The sequence below is a fragment of the Vibrio sp. Isolate34 genome, assembly GCF_022397915.1.
Taxonomy (GTDB): Bacteria; Pseudomonadota; Gammaproteobacteria; order Enterobacterales; family Vibrionaceae; genus Vibrio.
In genome coordinates, this window is record NZ_JAKEUO010000032.1 from 1 (window position 1) to 18536 (window position 18536).

General features: G+C 45.6%; 16 protein-coding genes and 1 pseudogene. 10 read left to right on the forward strand and 7 right to left on the reverse strand.

From position 1 onward, the window contains the following. Window positions 1-457, reverse strand: a 457-nt coding sequence (locus L1D22_RS21350; RefSeq protein WP_239831161.1) for an IS5 family transposase, incomplete at its 3' end; no start/stop codon positions are given. Window positions 458-579: 122 nt separating this feature from the next. On the opposite strand from L1D22_RS21350, the gene L1D22_RS21355 reads away from it, so the two are divergent. The 3 genes and pseudogenes from L1D22_RS21355 to L1D22_RS21365 all read left to right on the forward strand — a co-directional run. Next, a complete protein-coding gene (locus L1D22_RS21355) occupies window positions 580-1119 on the forward strand; it encodes a hydrolase (RefSeq protein ID WP_239831162.1) in 540 nt (179 codons plus the stop codon). 53 nt (window positions 1120-1172) lie between these two features. Continuing rightward, a complete protein-coding gene (locus L1D22_RS21360) occupies window positions 1173-1715 on the forward strand; it encodes an AAA family ATPase (RefSeq protein WP_239831163.1) in 543 nt (180 codons plus the stop codon). Window positions 1716-1751: 36 nt separating this feature from the next. Beyond that, a pseudogene (locus L1D22_RS21365) lies at window positions 1752-1886 on the forward strand (L-2-hydroxyglutarate oxidase); the annotation flags it as partial. A 150-nt stretch (window positions 1887-2036) separates the two neighbouring features. Here the strand turns inward: L1D22_RS21365 and L1D22_RS21370 are convergent. The 5 genes from L1D22_RS21370 to L1D22_RS21390 form a co-directional block, all read right to left on the reverse strand. Then, window positions 2037-3593 (reverse strand): M28 family metallopeptidase, encoded by a 1557-nt coding sequence (locus L1D22_RS21370; protein WP_239831164.1) that lies wholly within the window; start codon window positions 3591-3593, stop codon window positions 2037-2039. A 143-nt stretch (window positions 3594-3736) separates the two neighbouring features. After that, on the reverse strand, window positions 3737-6106 hold the full coding sequence (locus tag L1D22_RS21375; protein ID WP_239831165.1) for a M4 family metallopeptidase: 2370 nt from the start codon (window positions 6104-6106) through the stop codon (window positions 3737-3739). Window positions 6107-6652: 546 nt separating this feature from the next. Next, a complete protein-coding gene (locus L1D22_RS21380; protein ID WP_017632032.1) occupies window positions 6653-6928 on the reverse strand; it encodes a hypothetical protein in 276 nt (91 codons plus the stop codon). A gap of 135 nt (window positions 6929-7063) precedes the next feature. Next, entirely contained in the window at window positions 7064-8383 is a 1320-nt protein-coding gene (locus tag L1D22_RS21385; protein ID WP_239831166.1) for an ATP-binding protein, read from the reverse strand. A 36-nt stretch (window positions 8384-8419) separates the two neighbouring features. Then, window positions 8420-9124: a response regulator gene (locus L1D22_RS21390; protein ID WP_210448699.1), complete on the reverse strand. Its 705-nt coding sequence runs from the start codon at window positions 9122-9124 to the stop codon at window positions 8420-8422. 807 nt (window positions 9125-9931) lie between these two features. Between L1D22_RS21390 and betI the strand changes: the two genes are divergently transcribed. The 7 genes from betI to L1D22_RS21425 all read left to right on the forward strand — a co-directional run bounded on the left by betI (window position 9932) and on the right by L1D22_RS21425 (window position 17976). After that, a complete protein-coding gene (gene betI, locus L1D22_RS21395) occupies window positions 9932-10534 on the forward strand; it encodes a transcriptional regulator BetI (protein WP_239831167.1) in 603 nt (200 codons plus the stop codon). Window positions 10535-10639: 105 nt separating this feature from the next. Continuing rightward, window positions 10640-12100 carry a betaine-aldehyde dehydrogenase gene (betB, locus tag L1D22_RS21400; RefSeq protein ID WP_239831168.1) on the forward strand — a complete coding sequence of 487 codons (1461 nt, stop codon included), beginning with the start codon at window positions 10640-10642 and terminating at the stop codon, window positions 12098-12100. A 72-nt stretch (window positions 12101-12172) separates the two neighbouring features. Continuing rightward, window positions 12173-13885, forward strand: coding sequence for a choline dehydrogenase (gene betA, locus L1D22_RS21405; RefSeq protein ID WP_239831169.1), 1713 nt, complete (start codon window positions 12173-12175; stop codon window positions 13883-13885). A 120-nt stretch (window positions 13886-14005) separates the two neighbouring features. Next, window positions 14006-14977, forward strand: coding sequence for a choline ABC transporter substrate-binding protein (locus L1D22_RS21410; RefSeq protein WP_239831170.1), 972 nt, complete (start codon window positions 14006-14008; stop codon window positions 14975-14977). Between the two features lie 95 nt (window positions 14978-15072). Then, window positions 15073-15915 (forward strand): choline ABC transporter permease subunit, encoded by an 843-nt coding sequence (gene choW, locus L1D22_RS21415; RefSeq protein ID WP_004736863.1) that lies wholly within the window; start codon window positions 15073-15075, stop codon window positions 15913-15915. Window positions 15916-15917: 2 nt separating this feature from the next. Next, window positions 15918-17132, forward strand: a complete 1215-nt coding sequence (gene choV / locus L1D22_RS21420) for a choline ABC transporter ATP-binding protein (RefSeq protein ID WP_239831171.1) — start codon at window positions 15918-15920, stop codon at window positions 17130-17132. Window positions 17133-17493: 361 nt separating this feature from the next. Next, the gene (locus L1D22_RS21425) at window positions 17494-17976 is read left to right on the forward strand and encodes a MarR family transcriptional regulator (protein WP_017632044.1); all 483 of its coding nucleotides are present in this window, start codon (window positions 17494-17496) and stop codon (window positions 17974-17976) included. 144 nt (window positions 17977-18120) lie between these two features. Here the strand turns inward: L1D22_RS21425 and L1D22_RS21430 are convergent. After that, window positions 18121-18536: IS5 family transposase (locus tag L1D22_RS21430; RefSeq protein WP_239831172.1), on the reverse strand; the 416-nt coding region annotated here is incomplete at its 5' end.

Consider the following 18536-nt stretch of genomic DNA (forward strand, 5'->3'; position numbering starts at 1 on the left):
AGCTTTCTGCATGCACTATATCGTGGCGTTGTCCTTCTGATAAATCAAAGCAAATCGGAAGGCCACCACTATCCACAGCTAAGTGAATTTTAGTTGAGTTGCCCCCGCGACTTTTTCCTATTTGCTCTGAGCTTTCAGTCGCTGCACCTGTACTATGCTGATGTGCTCGAACTATAGAACCATCAAGAAAGACCCATTCAAAATCAGCCATGCTAGATAAGCTTTTGAAAAGCTTATCTAAAACCCCTTTCTTTGACCAAAGATTAAATCGTCTGTAAACGGTACTCCACTCTCCGAACTCAGAGGGTAGATCCCGCCAAGGAATACCTGTTCTCATTCGATAAAGTATTCCTTCAAATGTCATTCGATGTTCAGTTTTATCGTAAATACGACCTGTACTTTTCATAACTTGGAGTAGCAGTTTCCAGCGAATATCAGTTAGCATTGTTCTTGGCATGGTATTGGTTATGGTTTTACTTTTGGCGAAGCAAATTATAACTCTTTACCATGCTGTTCAAAAAACACTCTCGAAAGATCAACATGCCCTAGTAAGTTAGGCTGCCAAAACAAGGAATACACATGCTAACGAAACAAAAGACAGGTTTGGTGGTTGTGGATGTTCAGGGCAAGCTCGCACGCCTTGTTGATGAGAGCGAGACACTGATTGCTAACTGTGGAAAGCTGATTGAAGGAGTCCAGGTTTTAGGTCTTCCTGTTGTTAGCTTGGAGCAGAACCCAGAGAAGTTGGGGGCAACCGTTAGTGAGTTGAATGACCTATTGAGTGATGCTAATCCGATACCAAAATTTACGTTTAACGCGTGTAACGAGCCCAAGTTTGTTGAGGCAGTGCAAGCCAAAGATGTGGATACGTGGTTGGTGTGTGGTATTGAGGCTCATATTTGTGTTTATCAAACCGCAATGGGGTTGTTGGAACTTGGCTACAAGGTTCAGGTCGTTGGTGACTGCATTAGTTCACGAACAGCATTGAATAAGAAATTGGCTATCAGACGATTGCGGGACGCTGGTGTCCAAATTACGGGATTAGAAATGAGCTTATACGAGCTAGTGAAAGATTGCCGCGCACCAGCATTTAAGCTCATTCTGTCCTTGATTCGTTAACTTGGGTTTCGTTAAGGTCCGATTCGTTATTTTTCCCCTTTGAAGAGGTTCATTTGAACAACCTAATTGTATTTACCGGTGGGCCGGGATCGGGCAAAACCTCGGTCATCGACGCTTTGAAAAGCAAGGGCTATCGCTGCGCACCAGAAGTTGGGCGTAAAGTGATTCAGCACCAAGTCGAACAACAAGGTCACGCCTTACCATGGTTAGACAAAGTGGCTTTTCGTGACGAAATGGTACGAGAAGAGTTAGCCAATTACCAAGTATTTGAGGCAAGTGAGCAACTCGTTTTCTTTGATAGAAGCCTCGTGGATTCATACGGTTACAGCTTGTTAGAAACGCTGCCTATTTCTCAATCCTTGCTGAATAGCTGTAATGAAATCACATACAACAGTAAGGTATTTATCTTCCCGCCTTGGGACTCTATTTTCATCAATGACCAAGAGCGCAAGCAAGATTTCGATGAAGCGATCGCCACTTACGAAAAAATGGTGGTAGCTTATACTCAGTTTGGTTATCAGCTGGTGGAAGTGCCTAAGTTATCTGTTGAGGAACGAGTCGAGTTCATTTTAACTTCAATTGATTCAGGCGAGTAATTTGCGTCAAAACCACAATTACAAAAACCCCGCAGACTCAAAGATGGCACCTTGGTTCATGCCGAAAGCCCAAGAAGCTTGCATGTGTGTAATGCACCATCGCCTGCAGCGACTTCGGCGATGCCGATTGGTGAGTATATTTGTACTAAGGTGATGAAAAAGACGGCGTGATGATAGCTGAAGATCATTGATCGAACTTTCCTCCGAAGATAATAAGAAATCCGCGAGCTCAATTCTATTAAGGATCGAACTCGCGGATTTTTAGTTTTCGTCGTGTTTGTGCGGATTAACGTTAGTCAGCAATCAACCAGCCTTATAACCTTACAGCCAATCAGGCACGAAGTTAGCGACGATGGTGACTTCGTTAAAGTTACGGTAGCCGCGCACCATGATGTTGAACTCACCCGCAGGCATGTCTAACACACACTGTTCGTTGCTGCTGTTCTGGTATGGGCGGCAGTCGTAGCTTGCTTTTGATACGGTGCCATTGTGTTTCACATAAAGGTCGGCATCACCACTGCGAGGGCCTGTCATGGTTACGGTTAACTGACCAGAGTACTCCGTTGTTACGGTAAAGAATTGCTCTTCACCGTAACCAGCGGATAGCCCTTCTACAGGGACGTCATATTGAAGCTCTTTAGGGCCTGCTACTGGCGAATCAAGGCTGGTTTCGACAAGGTAAGCAATGGCTAGTTTGGCGAATTTGGTCGCGTGTGTTGCGGTTGGGTCGGAGTTTTCCAAAGTATCGTGCTGAGTATGAATGTGTGGGTTGTAGTCGTTGAACATGCTCTCGAATGGCATGGCAGCTGGGTAGCCAACATTGTGCCAAGAGGCGTGGTCAGAACAGGCATAGCCACAATCATCGAAACCGTAACTGATGTTGCTCGCGTAAGTGTCGATCAGCTCGCTCAAATAGGCGGTTAAGTTACTGTCGGTATAGTCTGTGATGAAGGTGATATCGTGCGCCGAACCGTTGTAGTTGGTCATGTCTAATTGCAGTACCGACACAACGTTTGCTTGCTCATCTCTTAATGCATTGGCGACATCTTGTGAGCCGCGCAGCCCTACTTCTTCTGCAGCATAGCCATAGAACTTAATGGTTTTGTCTGGCTGAATGCCGCTCGCTATCATCAGGCGAAGCGACTCTGTTACCGTTGCAATGCCAGACGCATCATCATCGGCTCCCGGTGAGATGGTGCCTTCGCTTGTCCAAGATCCAACGGTTGAATCAAGGTGTCCACCAACAACGACGATCTCTTCAGGATATTTAGCGCCAAGCAGCGTTACTTCAACGGATTTTTGCGGATATTCGGCATGCGTGATCTGGCGTGCAGATGCGTACGGTACATCTTTAATCTCGGTTTCCCAACGCTCTAAAAGCCAATCTGAAGCAGCGACACCAGTAGAAGTAGTATAAAAACGGTTGGTGAAGTTGGTTAGATTTTCGATGGTCGTGACCATGTTGTTTGGCTCAACCTGACCGAGTAGGTCATTCACCGTATCTTGATGGCTGATCTCCGGTTTTTCGAAGGTGCTCATTGTCAGTGGCATCGCTGCGGCTTTGAGTGCGCTCGCTTTGTCTTCGTGCACCATGTAGCCACCACAACGGTGAGTTTCTTCGTGCATGTGGCTGGATAGTTTCGCGAGCTCTTTCTGGTTGATTTTCGCGACGATGGAATGCTTGTTCCCTGTCACGCTTGGGTAAACTGTTGCGCCATGCTGAGTCATTATATGCTGTGCGTCAGCATCGGTGGTGATCCAAACCTCTTGGTTCGCTGGTGGCGTGATGCCTAGAGATGCGTAAGCCGAAGTACTGTTGATTAAGGCTAGAGAACCTCCGAGTACAGCTAAAGCTAACATGCTTTTTTGAATAGCCATTTGTCGTCCTTTTTATGGTGAGTATTGTTATCTTGATGGGTGTGATTTTTGTGTAATGCGTGGATGTTTTTTTGTAGATGTTTCATGCGCTAAACAGACAATAGAGAAAAGGGCCCCTTTCGGAGCCCTGAATTTGCTATTGATTACTGTGCTTTAATGAAACGGTAGTGCTTGGTTTCTGAACAGATATCGCTTGAGGTACACACTTGGTACTCCACATCTACTGTGCCGTTGTGACGGAACTTGTCGACGTATGAGTTGAAGTCTGTCGCACCAACATTCTTGCCGTTACGCTTAATCACGAAGTAGTCGTTGGTGTCGTAATCCCACGCTAGCTTAACGCGAGCCTTGCCGTTCGGGTTTTTGTTACCAAACTTCAGTTTTAGTGGGAAGCCTTCCGCTGAATCACCTTCAATCGTGATCGACTTGCTTGTTGATGTCGCAACACCTGCATCGTCAGTCACGGTTAGGGTAACCACGTAGTCGCCAGCTTCAGCATAGGTATAACGAGTCACTTCACCTGTTTGCGTGTTGCCATCGCCTAGGTTCCATTGGTAAGAAACGATTTGGCCATCGCTGTCCGAACTTGTGCTGCGCAGCTCTACTTCTTTGCCTGCAACCGTATGTTCGAAAGAAGAAACTGGCGGTACGTTAGTGTTGCCTGATTCGTACGATGCTTTTAGATTTGCACCTGTGTAATCTGAGTAGCCTAGAATGTTCACTGTGTAGCGACCTGAGGTTGGGTTCTCAATCACACACACTTCGTCAGTCACGCTTTCACTCTTACAAATGTTCTCTTGAGGGCTAGGTGCGTAATCTAGGCCGACATACATATCTGGGTCACCCGTAGAAACAGCAAGATCAATCGTTAGTTTGTCTTGGCCTTCTGGTACTTCGATATCGAAGTAAGTTTTTGAACCTGTTTCACCAGCAACTGCGGCTTCAACACCATTCTCAAGACGCTGATATTCCGGCTCTGGCGGAAGTGGTGGTTCGCCACAAGGGGATACGCCCACTAAGTTGAACGCAGAAACAACGTCATCGGCACTGTAGTCAAGATCGGTTGCTGAGTTCTTCACGCCACAAGCACCTTGCCAGAAATCACTGTTTTCAGACCAGTAGATTTGGTTGGCTAACACGAACAGTTCAAACGCTTTCTTGGTGTCCCAACCTTGTGTGGTTGCTAGGTGGTAGAACGCTTTGTTGAACACGCCCGAGCTGTAGTGCACGTTCAAGCCATCGTAGTATTCAGATGCGTTGTTGATTGAAGAGCCATCGCGTGATGGATCGTCCATGTAACGCAGAGCGCCTTCGCCTTTGAAGATATTGCGTCCTACCATCCAGTCGTTGGTGCCCTTCATGTAGTATTCAGCCGCTTCACCAGCCATGTCAGAGAAGGCTTCGTTCATGCCGCCCGATTGGTTTGCGTAGATCAAACCTGAGTTTTGCTCAGTGAAACCGTGACTCACTTCATGGGCTGATACATCCAGGCTAACAAGCGGGTAAAAGAAGCTTTCACCATCACCAAAGGTCATTGCCTTGCCGTCCCAAAATGCATTCTCGTAGTTTTCACCGTAGTGAACACGCATCATGAGTTTGAAAGAGAGTGGTGCTGTGTCGAACCAGTTTTTATACATGTCGAACACAATGTTACCGAAGTAGTGTGCGTCGTTCAGTGGCGAGAATGCGCCATTCACAGACTTGTATTCGTTACGAGGGCATTCATAGCTGTAAACGGTGTCGCCGTCTGTCGCGCCATTTAGGTTAACCGTGACAACATTTTCCGATTCCATAACACACTCTGTGCCATTTTCTTGAACATCAAGGTAGTGGTAGTCGGTACCGTACTCGTACATGCCTGTTTTTTCGTTACCACCTGGGCCTGTGCCGATCTGAGCGTGTGCAATACCTTCCCAGCGGTCGATCACTTCGCCCGTATGCGCATCGAGCATGGTGAATGGTCGAGTCGGGTGCTCACTGCCTTCGACAAGGTAAGAGACAACGTACACAAGGCGTGTTTTGTCCGCACCTTGTGTGCTAATGCCTTGTGTCGATTTACTCTGATAAATAAACAAGTCATGCTGGACATTGTCGAGAGATTTGCTGGTTAAGCCCTGAGTCTTAAGATCTTTACTCGCTAGTTCAATCGCTTGAGCGCTGTTGATGGAGGGTTTAACAAAAGAACGCTCTAGGCTTGTTGTCTTAAGGTAGCGGCCTTGAACGGATTTAAGCGCACCACCTTGAACACTTTGGGTTGCATTTAGGTAGTGCCCCCATACTGGCGTTCCCCAGATGTTTTGCTGGATTTTCACTTTGTAGATGCCACGCTTTTTCAGGTTCACTTCTTTAACCATTTTGAAGCTAGCGGCATTACTTACACCTAGTTGGGTGTTCAACCCAGAAAAGTTAGTAAAGTTGATCGGTTGATCAATCTGAACCGATTCATTTGCATGCACTGACAAAGACATAGCACTGGCTATAGCAACGGCAACTAAACGCTTTCTTATTTTCATTGTTATTTTCTCTCTCCATGTAAAATCAAAGAAAAAGTAACAAAATTATCACAGCGAATTTACATCATTCGATCTGATTAATTAGTAGCATGGCAATGATCTCTTTTATTCATGAAACTTATATTTATCGTATTTACAGATAGTTATCGTTTCTGTTTATTTTTGAACGCACTTATAGGTTTATTTATAAAATCATGACACTTTTATTAAGTGTTAATTGTTCTTGGAAATTAAGATTTTTGTGCAAATTGATCTGTGCCTCAATTAACCAGTTTCGGGTTGATAGAAGGAACAACGATTTGGGCGTGTCAGTTTGATCGAGAGGCTATTAAGCAAATTTAAGGGATATTTTGATGATAAATCGAAGATTTTCTGGCTTATTTTTCGAATTGTTAGTTATAACAGGGCAGGGTAATTAAGAAGTTCTTTGGCATAGAGCACAAAACCGGTCGGATGAAAAAAGCCAGCGACGAGGTCACTGGCTTAGATGAAGTTAGTTTGTACAGGCTAGCGTTTAAAGGCACGCAAGCTGCTGTTTTTGAGGAATTACTGCTTCTTACCGCCAACTTGAACGTAGTCGATTCCGATAATACGGTTGATGATACCCAGAACAGAGCTTGTGTCAGAGTTTGTAGAGCGAATAGTTTCAACCGTAGCGCCTTCAGGTACCAATTCCATTGCACGATCTTGTGTGTTACCCGGAACTTGGAAACCTACGATGTTGAAGCTCTCAGCGTGCGCTGTGTAAACTTCTTCGTTGTGGCTGATACCTGAACAACCTGCTAGAGAAACAATGCCTAAAACAACTAATAACTTTTTCATAAAAATACCCTAAGAATGATTGGAACCTAGATGGCAAGGCACAAAGGCAGTGTCATGATTATCTAGATTTAATAAGTTCATGGGAGACAGCATCTCCCGACCGATGTTGAACATTATTCCAGAGGTGTTTTGTCGTTACTGTATGGGTTTGTCAGCTGAATCATTACATAGCTGAATGGTTATGGTGAATACTGCACCTTTTAAGGCTTGGCTCTGACCCACTTCCACGGTTGCGTTGTGTTGAGCGCAGATCTTCTCGACGATAGACAACCCTAAACCATGGCCACTCTTGGCTTTGTTACGCGCTTTATCGCCAACGTAAAATGGTTCAAACAAGCGAGCCTGATGCTCTTGAGTCACACCATCGCCATCATCATGTACTGCAATTTTCAGTTGTTCTTGATGCGCGCTGGCTTCAATTAACACTTGAGAGCGTGCGAATTTCATGGCGTTGCGTACGAGGTTATCTAGAGCGCGGTTCAACAATACCTCATCTGCAAGAATCTCGTATGGTTGCTCTGGCAGTGATAGGTTGATGTCGAGCTCTGTATCTTTGTTCCAGCGTGTCATTGCGTGATCGAGAAAGTCATTTATCTCGACAGGCTGCTGCAAATTTTCGAGGTCGCAGCTATCCAGCTTTGCGTAACACAATAGCTCGTCGACCATCTTCTCCATCTCTTCCGTATCTTCCACAATACTCTCTACAGTCTCTTGCTGAGATTCGTTGAGCGGTGTGTCTTTCAGCATTTCAGCTTGCCATTGGATACGGAATATCGGCGTGCGCAACTCATGAGCGACCGCATTGGTGAGCGAGCGATTGCTCTCAATCAATCGGTGAATACGGTCTGCCATTAGGTTGAAAGACTTATTGAGTGAGCCAATTGCAATGCCACTTGAGGTTTCGGCTCGCGAGGAGAGATCCCCTTCAGCAAAGGCTAGCGTCGCCGACTCAAGCTTCTTAACTCGGCGGAAGATGATAAATAGGTGGCATACGCCGTATAAGATAAAGCTTGCTAGGAAGAACAACCAAATGAGGTCATCTTCTAATTCTATTTTTTGCCTAACGAACGCTTCACTGTTGGGTAGGTAATGATAGGTATTGTCACTGCTTGCTAAGCGAAACCAAAGGTCACGCTCATCATCGTGAAAGATAAAGGTATTTGGGTTGGTCGAGAAGAACTCTGAAACAGGGCTTGGTATTTCATCTTTTGGATTGAACGTAATTAGTTTATTTCGAGTGGTTTCGACAAACTGATTCATGGCTTGTTGAGCCGCTTCCAGCCCCTGATTTTTTGCGATGTTTTCTATGAGTTGCTGGTGGGCTGTGGCTTCATAATCTTGCAGAACATATTCGTAGTCAGTATTGAGCTGATAGACACAGATTTCGTAAGCGACAATGCCGCTCATGAAGCAAACTAACAGCCCTAATAGGGACTCCAAAAAGATACGTCGCATAATCGCTCTCTTTCATTACGCTCGTACTGAGCGAAGTTAATGCCAGGCGGTTGAAACAAACAAGTAGCCTTTACCGCGAATGGTCTGAATTTTCTCTGCTGGTGTGTGGTCGTCGCCCAAAATCTTCCTTAGACGTACAACCTTGTTGTCAATCGTCCGGTCTATTCCGTCGTACTCAATCCCGCGTAATGTTTGCGTCAAGTAGTCACGAGATAACGGCGTGTCTGGGTTGCTTGCCAATAACCAAAGTAGGTCAAACTCGCTGTCAGTGAGTGATAAAACCGCACCTGAAAGCTCACACTTCTTATAAGTGTTTTTCAGAACGAGTTGATCGAACTGAAGGGTGTCTGAGTCATCGACTGAAGCGGTATTGGTGTCTTGGCGGCGCAATAGCGAACGAACTCTGGCCAGCAGAACTCTTGGTTTGATTGGCTTGGTGACATAGTCATCAGCCCCTGTCTCTAAACCAGCGACGTGATCAAAGTCGTCATCGCTAGCGGTGAGCATCAAGATTTTACCTTTATAGTGCGTACGCGTCTGTCGGCAGATTGTAAGTCCATCAGTTACAGGAAGCATCAAATCCAGCAATACGATGTCAGGTTGCTCCGCGAGGATGGTCTGTGTGGCATCGCTACCATCGTCCAACACCGTGACATCAAAATCTTGCGCGACAAAGTAGTCCTGCAACATTTTCTGAAGTTTCAAATCGTCTTCCACGATGATCATTTTAGGTTTTGTCATTCCATTATCAGCCTTGTCGTGCGTTTCACTTATTGAGATTAGGTGAGCGAGTCTTCTTCGTGATGAACCATTACTATTATGCTCTGTTGCATATTAAGTTCACATGTTTCACCAAATACCTAAAGCGAATGATTAAACACTTTATAAGTTAGTTCAATGATGAATTGGCATTTATAGGAAAATAAAAAACATTGTTCAAATAGGCTCGACATTCTCATACATTCTCACGACAGATAAATTCAGCACCAAACAATATAATTTTCCCATCAAACATTTTGGGAATGACGCATGAATAACTATAGAAAAACGTTACTGGCACTGCCTTTGATTATTTTAGCTGGGTGACGAAAGCCGACTCGGATAAATATGGTTTTATTACACGTATTGAATAAACCAAGTTAGCTTAGGCGCTTTATATTCAAAGTTCCGAAAAGGTTGATAAGAGGCTGGTAATGGCTTGGCCATTATCAGCTTTTTTTGTGTTTTCCTTCTTCGCTTACCGCTTCTGTTATCCTCCCCAAAATCGACTTAATAAAATATTCGTTTCTCATGACTGTAAGCAATCAAGCTGGTTAAGTTTTGTTCTTATTGAGCGAAAAGATTTGACCATTAACTATCATACCTCAAATCTTTAATTGATTTCATTAGTGCCCTGAATGATATTTAAGTGTTTGTTTTTAATTGATTTACTGGTTTTTGAATGCTGTGTTGTTACGGATTTGTTTTAAATAATCATTTGAACCCTAACTAAATTTCTGTCATTTTATATTTAACTGAACGTTCAATAAAAAATAAAAGGACTAAGAAATGCCGAAGGTTGGGATGCCTGACATACGTAAACCACAGCTTGTTCAAGCGACCATGACGGTGATTGATCGAGTTGGTTTGCATGCCGCGAGTATTGCTTTGATCAGCAAAGAAGCGGGAGTCTCTACCGGCATCATTAATCACTATTTTGGTGGTAAGCACGGCCTGCTCGAAGAGACCATGCGTGAAATTCTTCGCCAATTGTCCAATACCATTACCAACGCGCTCAAAGCGCTCCCTGCTGACGCTCACCAGCAGAGAATTAATGCCATCATCGACGGTAACTTTGAAGGTTACCAAGCAGAAAATAAGGTGGCTAAGACGTGGTTGGCATTTTGGTCGTATTCGATGCATGACCAAAAGCTAAAAAGACTCCAGCGCGTGAATGAAAGACGTTTGCTCTCGCATTTACGCCTTGAATTGAAAGGTATTTTGAATCATGAACAGGCGGATCTCGTTGCTCACGGGATAGCGTCTCTGATTGATGGCTTATGGCTGAGAGGCACGTTAAACCCAGATGGTATCGATGCTCAGAAGGCGCGCGCCATCATCAACGATTACCTTGATAAACAATTGACGTTCTACTCGTGCACTACCAAATAGAACGTAGTGTTAGAACTAGAGCAGCACTAGAACGACCAATGCTTACACCCAATACTCAAACTAGACCAGTAGAGTCTAATAACAATAATTAAGTCAGAATCTCAAATGGAAATTAACTCGTTATACATTGATGGCGCAGCGGTTAAAGCTACGTCTGGTGAAACCTTTGATAGCATCAACCCAGCAAACGGCGAACCTATCGCCACGCTAGGCCAAGCCTCTGCAGCGGATGTGGATAGCGCGATTGAATCCGCGAAGCGTGGCTTTGCGGTATGGTCAGCAATGACAGCGGTAGAGCGCAGTCGTATTCTTTTGAAGGCCGTTGAAATCCTTAGGGCTCGAAACAATGACCTTGCGAATCTTGAGGTTGTTGATACGGGCAAGCCGCTGCAAGAAGCAATTGAAGTAGACGTGGCGTCTGGCGCTGATGTTATTGAATACTTTGCTGGCCTTGCTCCAACTCTACAAGGCGACCAACAACCGCTGAGCGAATCTCAATTTTTCTACACTCGCCGCGAGCCGCTAGGCATCTGTGCTGGCATTGGCGCGTGGAACTACCCAATTCAAATCGCGATGTGGAAATCAGCTCCGGCGCTTGCTGCGGGTAACTCGATGATTTTCAAACCTTCAGAAGAAACGCCGCTAACCGCGCTTAAACTTGCTGAGATCTTTACCGAAGCCGGTCTTCCTGATGGCGTGTTCAACGTGGTTCAAGGTGACTACCGTGTTGGTCAAATGCTAACGGCGCACCCAGATATCGCGAAAGTCTCTTTCACCGGTGAAACAGGTACCGGTAAAGCCGTGATGGCTGATAGCGCGAAAACGCTGAAATCAGTCACTATGGAGCTTGGCGGTAAATCACCAATGATCGTGTTTGATGACGCGAAATTGGACGATGCAGTTTCTGCTTCGATGGTCGCAAACTTCTACACCCAAGGCGAAGTGTGCACTAACGGTACTCGCGTTTACGTTCATGAAAATATCTACAACGATTTCATCGACCAACTTAAAACACGCACTGAGAAGCTGATCATTGGTAACCCAATGGACATGGAAACTCAGATCGGTGCGTTGATTTCTAAAGAGCACCTTTCAAAAGTCCTTGAAGCGATTGAGCTAGCTAAACAGTCGGGTGCAACCTTGCTGACGGGCGGCTATCAAGTGACAGATAATGGCCTCGAAAACGGCAACTTTGTTATCCCAACCGTGTTTGTGGATTGCGAAGACCACATGCCTCACGTTCAACAAGAGATCTTTGGCCCAGTGATGTCGGTAATGAAGTTTACGGACGAAGACGATGTGATTCGCCGTGCTAACGATACCAAATACGGCCTTGCGGCTGGTGTATTCACGCAAAACCTCTCTCGCGCTCACCGCGTGATTCATCAAATGCAGGCGGGTATCTGCTGGGTGAACACGTGGGGTGATTCACCGGCAGAAATGCCTGTTGGTGGCTACAAACTTTCGGGTATTGGTCGCGAAAATGGACCAGAGACTCTACTTCACTATACGCAGACTAAGAGCATTCTTATCGAACTTGGCGATTACGCTAGCCCTTATGCCTAACGCGTAATACTCAATTTAATAGGCTAGCTTAAAGTAGCTAGCCCTACTGACTCATCTCAGGGAAATCAAAACATGGAACAACGCTACGATTATATTATCGTCGGCGCGGGTTCGGCCGGCTGTGTGTTAGCGGATAGGCTAACGGAAAGCGGTGAACATAGCGTTTTATTACTGGAAGCTGGTGGTACGGATAAGAGCATTTTTATCCAGATGCCGACCGCGCTTTCTTACCCAATGAATACTGAAAAGTACGCTTGGCAATTTGAAACAGAGAAAGAGCCGGGCCTTGATGGGCGTGAATTGCACTGCCCACGTGGCAAGGTGTTAGGCGGCAGCTCATCGATCAATGGCATGGTTTATGTTCGTGGCCACGCTTGTGACTTCGACCAGTGGGAAGAAGAGGGTGCTGCGGGTTGGAATTACCAATCGTGTTTGCCTTATTTCCGCCGTGCTGAATCGTGGAGCAAAGGTGGTGACGAATACCGTGGCGACAACGGCCCTGTTGGCACATGTAACGGCAATGATATGGAGCTTAACCCGCTTTACCAAGCGTTCATCGATGCAGGTAAAGATGCCGGTTACCCAGAAACTCAAGATTACAACGGCTACCAGCAAGAAGGCTTCGGCACTATGCACATGACGGTAGACAAGGGTGTTAGAGCCTCAACCTCTAACGCTTATCTGCGCCGTGCATTGAAGCGTTCAAATCTGACCTTAAAGAAAGGCATCGTGGCGCGCCGTTTCTTACTTGAGTCACAAGACGCACAGGGTCAATCGGGCTTGAAAGCGGTTGGTGTCGAGTTTGAAAAGTCAGGCAATACCCAAGTGGCGGTAGCGAACAAAGAAGTGATCTCCTCCGCGGGCTCAATCGGTTCTGTTCAACTGCTGCAACTATCTGGTATCGGCCCGAAAGCGGTGCTTGAAAAAGCGGGTGTTGAACTGAAACACGAGTTGAATGGTGTAGGTGAAAACCTTCAAGATCATCTAGAAGTGTACTTCCAATACCACTGTAACGAACCTATCACGCTTAACAGCAAGCTTGGCTTGGTGAGCAAAGGCATGATTGGCGCAGAATGGATTTTGACGCGCAAAGGTTTGGGTGCGACCAATCACTTTGAATCTTGTGCGTTTATTCGTTCTCGCAAAGGATTGAAGTGGCCAAATATTCAATACCACTTCCTACCAGCCGCAATGCGCTACGACGGCCAAGCGGCCTTTGATGGCCACGGCTTCCAAGTTCACGTTGGCCCTAACAAGCCAGAAAGTCGCGGTACGGTTGCGATCACTTCGGCAGATCCGCATGCCAAGCCAGAGATCATTTTCAACTACATCTCGACCGAGCAAGATCGCCAAGATTGGCGTGATTGTATTCGTCTGACTCGCGAAATTTTGTCGCAACCTGCGATGGATTTTTACCGTGGTGAAGAGATTCAGCCGGGTCTAAACATAACTTCCGATGAAGCGATTGATGAGTGGGTTAAGCAGAACGTTGAAAGTGCTTATCACCCTTCTTGTGGCTGCAAAATGGGTTCAGATAACGACCCAATGGCGGTGCTTGATGAAGAGTGTCGTGTTCGTGGCATTGATAATCTGCGTGTCGTCGACTCGTCTGTTTTCCCAACCATTCCAAACGGAAACTTAAACGCGCCAACCATCATGGTTGCTGAGCGAGCTTCCGATTTGATTTTGGGTAAACCAATGCTTAAAGAGCAGGACGTGCCAGTGTGGATTGCACCGGAATGGGAAGAAAAACAAAGAATCAATAAGCCAGTGAGAGAAGCTTAAGCCTCTGTTGCTGCTTAAAAAACAACAAAAATAGTAACACCAATCATAAGTCAAAAGTCAGCAGTACTGCTGCTATCCGTTTGAGATAGAGCAGAAAAGGAAAGATCAAAAGGAACCATTATGACGACTCTAAATATTCAGAACGTGGCGACAAAAACGTTAACAACACTCGCTATCAGCTCATTTGCATTTGCGGCGAACGCTTCTGTTGAGCCACAGCAATGTGAAAACGTGCGCTTTGCTGATGTCGGTTGGACAGACATCACCGCAACGACTGCCGTTACTTCTGAGCTACTGAAAGGTCTTGGCTACAAAACCAAAACAGACCTGCTTTCAGTACCCGTAACTTACTCTTCGATGGCCAATGGCGACATTGATGTATTCCTAGGTAACTGGATGCCAACTATGGAAGGCGATATTGCTAAATATCGTGAAGCGGGCACCGTTGAAACTGTTCGTGCCAACCTTGAAGGTGCGAAATACACGCTCGCTGTACCGAAGTATGTGTACGACGCAGGTGTGAAAAGCTTTGCAGACCTAGCAAAACATGCCGACAAATTTAAAGACCGCATCTACGGCATTGAGCCTGGTAACGATGGTAACCGCCTAATCCAATCGATGATCGACTCTGACGCATTCGGTCTAAAAGACTTCAGCCTAGTGGAATCAAGCGAAGCAGGCATGGTGTCGCAAGTATCACGCGCAGCACGTCGTAGCCAATGGATTGTTTACCTTGGCTGGGCACCACACCCAATGAACAGTAACGTTGAGATGGAATACCTATCTGGTGGTGACGACTTCTTCGGTCCGAACTACGGCGGCGCAAATGTTTACACCAATGTTCGTTCAAACTACCTGTCTGAGTGTTCAAACGTCGGTCAGCTTCTACAGAACCTAGAGTTCACTCTAGAGATGGAAAACCAGCTGATGGAAGAGATTCTGAACCAGAATGTGAAGCCTGAAAAAGCGGCGCAACAATGGTTGAACAGCAATCCACAACAAGTGGAAGTTTGGTTAGACAACGTAAAAACGCATAAAGGCGAATCAGCGACTCAAGCGGTTACTGAATACCTAAAACAAGTTAAAGCTTAGTTCTACCTATCTCAACAGCTACATAAATAATAAAGGTGGGCTTACCAATTTATCGATTGGCTTGAAGTAGCCCACCCATAATTAAAGGCAATATTGTGAATTTTATTACGGAAAACAAAATCCCTGTCGGACAATGGATGGAAGCTGGTGTTGACTGGTTAACAATCAACGCAGCAGGCTTTTTTGATGCTATTTCTATCTTTTTAGAAACCGTTATTCTGTTTTTAGTCGATGTATTTAAATGGATGCCGCCAGCGCTCCCTATCGTAATTACCGCAGCGATTGCTTGGTATTTACACCGTAAATTGTCGCTGGTGATCTTCGTTGTCGCGGCGCTTCTAACCATCCTCAACCTTGGCTATTGGCAAGAAATGCTGGAAACCTTTGTTCTCGTCTTTGCGGCGACAACGATTTCCGTATTAATTGGCGTACCGGTTGGCATCATGGCGGCGCACCGTCCTTGGTTGTATACGTTACTGCGCCCAATCCTAGATTTAATGCAGACTGTACCAACGTTTGTGTACCTTATCCCGACCTTGGTTCTATTTGGCTTAGGCATCGTTCCGGGCTTAATCTCAACCATTATTTTTGCTATTGCCGCGCCAATACGTTTGACGTACTTGGGCGTGACTAAAGTTCCTGAAGAGTTGATTGAAGCAGGTAAAGCCTTTGGTGCTAGCCGCATGAAGTTGTTACTCAAAGTGGAATTACCGGCGGCTCTGCCAAGCATTATGGCTGGTGTCACTCAGTGCATCATGTTATCGCTTTCTATGGTGGTGATTGCGGCGCTTGTTGGTGCTGACGGGCTTGGTAAACCAGTGGTTCGTGCCTTGAACACAGTGAACATCTCACAAGGTTTTGAAGCGGGACTTGCGATTGTACTCGTTGCTATCATTCTGGATCGCTTGTGCAAAACACCTAATCAGAAGGAGGCTTAATCATGTCTATTTCTCAGGAACAAAAGACAGTGGACGCAATTACGATTAAAAACCTCGATGTCGTTTTTGGTGATAAATCGAAGCAAGCGCTTGAGTTGCTCGACCAAGGCAAAACTCGTCAAGAGATCATTGATGAGACAGGCCAAGTCGTGGGCGTAGACAATGTATCTCTCACGGTTAAAGAGGGCGAAATCTGCGTGCTGATGGGCTTATCGGGCTCAGGGAAATCTTCGTTACTTCGAGCTGTAAACGGTTTGAATGAGATCAGCCGCGGCTCGCTGGCGATTAAAGATGGCGATAAGCAGGTCGATTTAGGTGAACAGTGCGATGAAGCGACACTTCGTCACCTGCGTACTCACCGAGTTTCGATGGTGTTCCAAAAGTTTGCATTGATGCCTTGGTTGACCGTGCTGGATAACGTGGCGTTTGGTCTTGAAATGCAAGGTGTCGCCAAAGATGTTCGTCGTGCTAAGGCGCGTGAACAGCTTGAAATGGTTGGCCTCGCTGAGTGGGAAACGAAATTCCCGCATGAGCTGTCTGGCGGTATGCAGCAACGTGTTGGTTTAGCGCGTGCTTTTGCTATGGATACTGACATTTTATTGATGGATGAACCGTTCTCGGCACTTGACCCATTGATTCGTGCTCAGCTTCAAGATGAACTGATTACACTGCAAAGCAAGCTAAACAAAACGATTTTGTTCGTCAGCCATGACCTTGATGAAGCGCTGAAGATTGGTAACAACATCGCGATCATGGAGTCTGGCAAACTGATCCAACACGGTAAGCCGGAAGAGATCGTACTGACGCCGAAAACGGAATATGTGAAGGACTTTGTTGCTCACACCAACCCGTTGAATGTGCTTAAAGGGCGTTCTTTGATGCAGCCTCTTGATTCATTGACGCAAGAGAATGAAAGCTGGAAGATCTGCGATTCTAAAGATCTCTGGATTGAACAGAGTGAAGGTGCTTTATCGGTAAAAGGTGAACCGACGTTAGCGCTTGTTGAGTGGAATGAGTCTGACGACTTAACGGCTATCAACGCATCGAGTGTCGTAGTGGCAAGCCCTGAAATTGGTATGCGTGATGCGATTAAGCTCAAGCAGATCAGCAACCATCCGATTTTGCTGGTTGAAGACAATCAACTGGTTGGAATCTTAGATAACAGCGAGTTCTACAACGCGCTGACAGGTAATTTTCAACTAAACAATGCTGCTTAATCTTTTGAACTAAAATAGTCAGATGTCGAAACATTAAATAGGTAGTGAGGCCATCACAATCTCTCTACCTATTTGACTGCTCTGCTTTTTTATTTGTTAACGACTTCTGGCTTTTTGTTACCTTGTTAGCCGATATAAGAGCGAAAATCGTGACTCATTGAGCAAAAGTGTTGCCCTGCGCAAATTCAGAGGCATAGAAAAGATTGAGAATAGTATGAACATCAGTACAATGCGGAAAAATTAATGACGTAATTTATCAATTTACAGTGTAATTCGATCGGTCCTGACTCCGATTTCATGAGAGATCTTCGCTTCGACGCTGTAAAACCACTCACAGTATATTAGTACAAAGGTCTGCATCTTGGACAAACATGACGAAATCCTGGTCGCTATTCGACAAATTATTCGCGCTATCGATTTACACTCGAAAAAGCTGAGTAAAGAGTATGGTTTGACTGGCCCTCAATTAATTCTAATGAGAGCAATCCAAGAAATGGGGAATGTGACGATCAAAGAATTGTCGAATCATACCAATGTAAGCCAAGCCACAACCACGACGATCATCGATCGCCTAGAGTTGAATGGTTACGTACAACGTATCCGTAGTGTTGCTGACCGTCGTAAAGTGCATGCAAACTTGACGGAAAAAGGCCAAGAGCTGCTAAACAATGCGCCACCGCCGCTGCAAGATAACTTCGTTAAAAAATTCCAAAACCTAGAGCCGTGGGAGCAGAGCCTACTGCTTTCTTCAATGCAACGCGTGTCATCAATGATGAATGCGGAAGACATCGACGCTGCCCCAGTTCTACAGCTTGAAGGCATTGCCAACGTTGCTAAGAGCTAGCAATTTAAGCTATTAAAATGCCGTAACCAACTATTCTGAAATAGGTTAGTCTCCAAATAAAGAGTCTAATCTATTTTTGTATCTGCCTTAGGCTTTGTTGCTTAATTCGGTTGGAAGACATGGCTGCCCAAAGTTGTTCAGTTATTAAGCAATATACTGAGTTTCAGGCATACCAAGTCCTGTAAGCTTGTTCAGAGCTTTGATCATAGCGTAAGTCTCGCCAACCTGAGCATTGTAATTTCTTAGGCTTAATTTCCCATCTAGCAGCTGTTTTACTCGGTACATTGCTGTCTCTGATAGTGAGCGCTTGTGATAGCCATACCGTTGTTTCCACCTCTTGTTGGAGCCGTAGAGCTTTTGACAACCTACTGCTAAATTACGAGGGTGTCCTTGTTCCCAGAATGCAGCCCCTTCTCGTGGTGGGATAAGCGCAACCGCTCGCTTAATCCGTATCGCATCATGACAATTCCTTGTGTCATAAGCACCATCACCTGATATTTCAATTATTTTACGACGCGTTTGCTTGAGTAAGTTGGGGAGCACTTCGGCATCGGTTACGT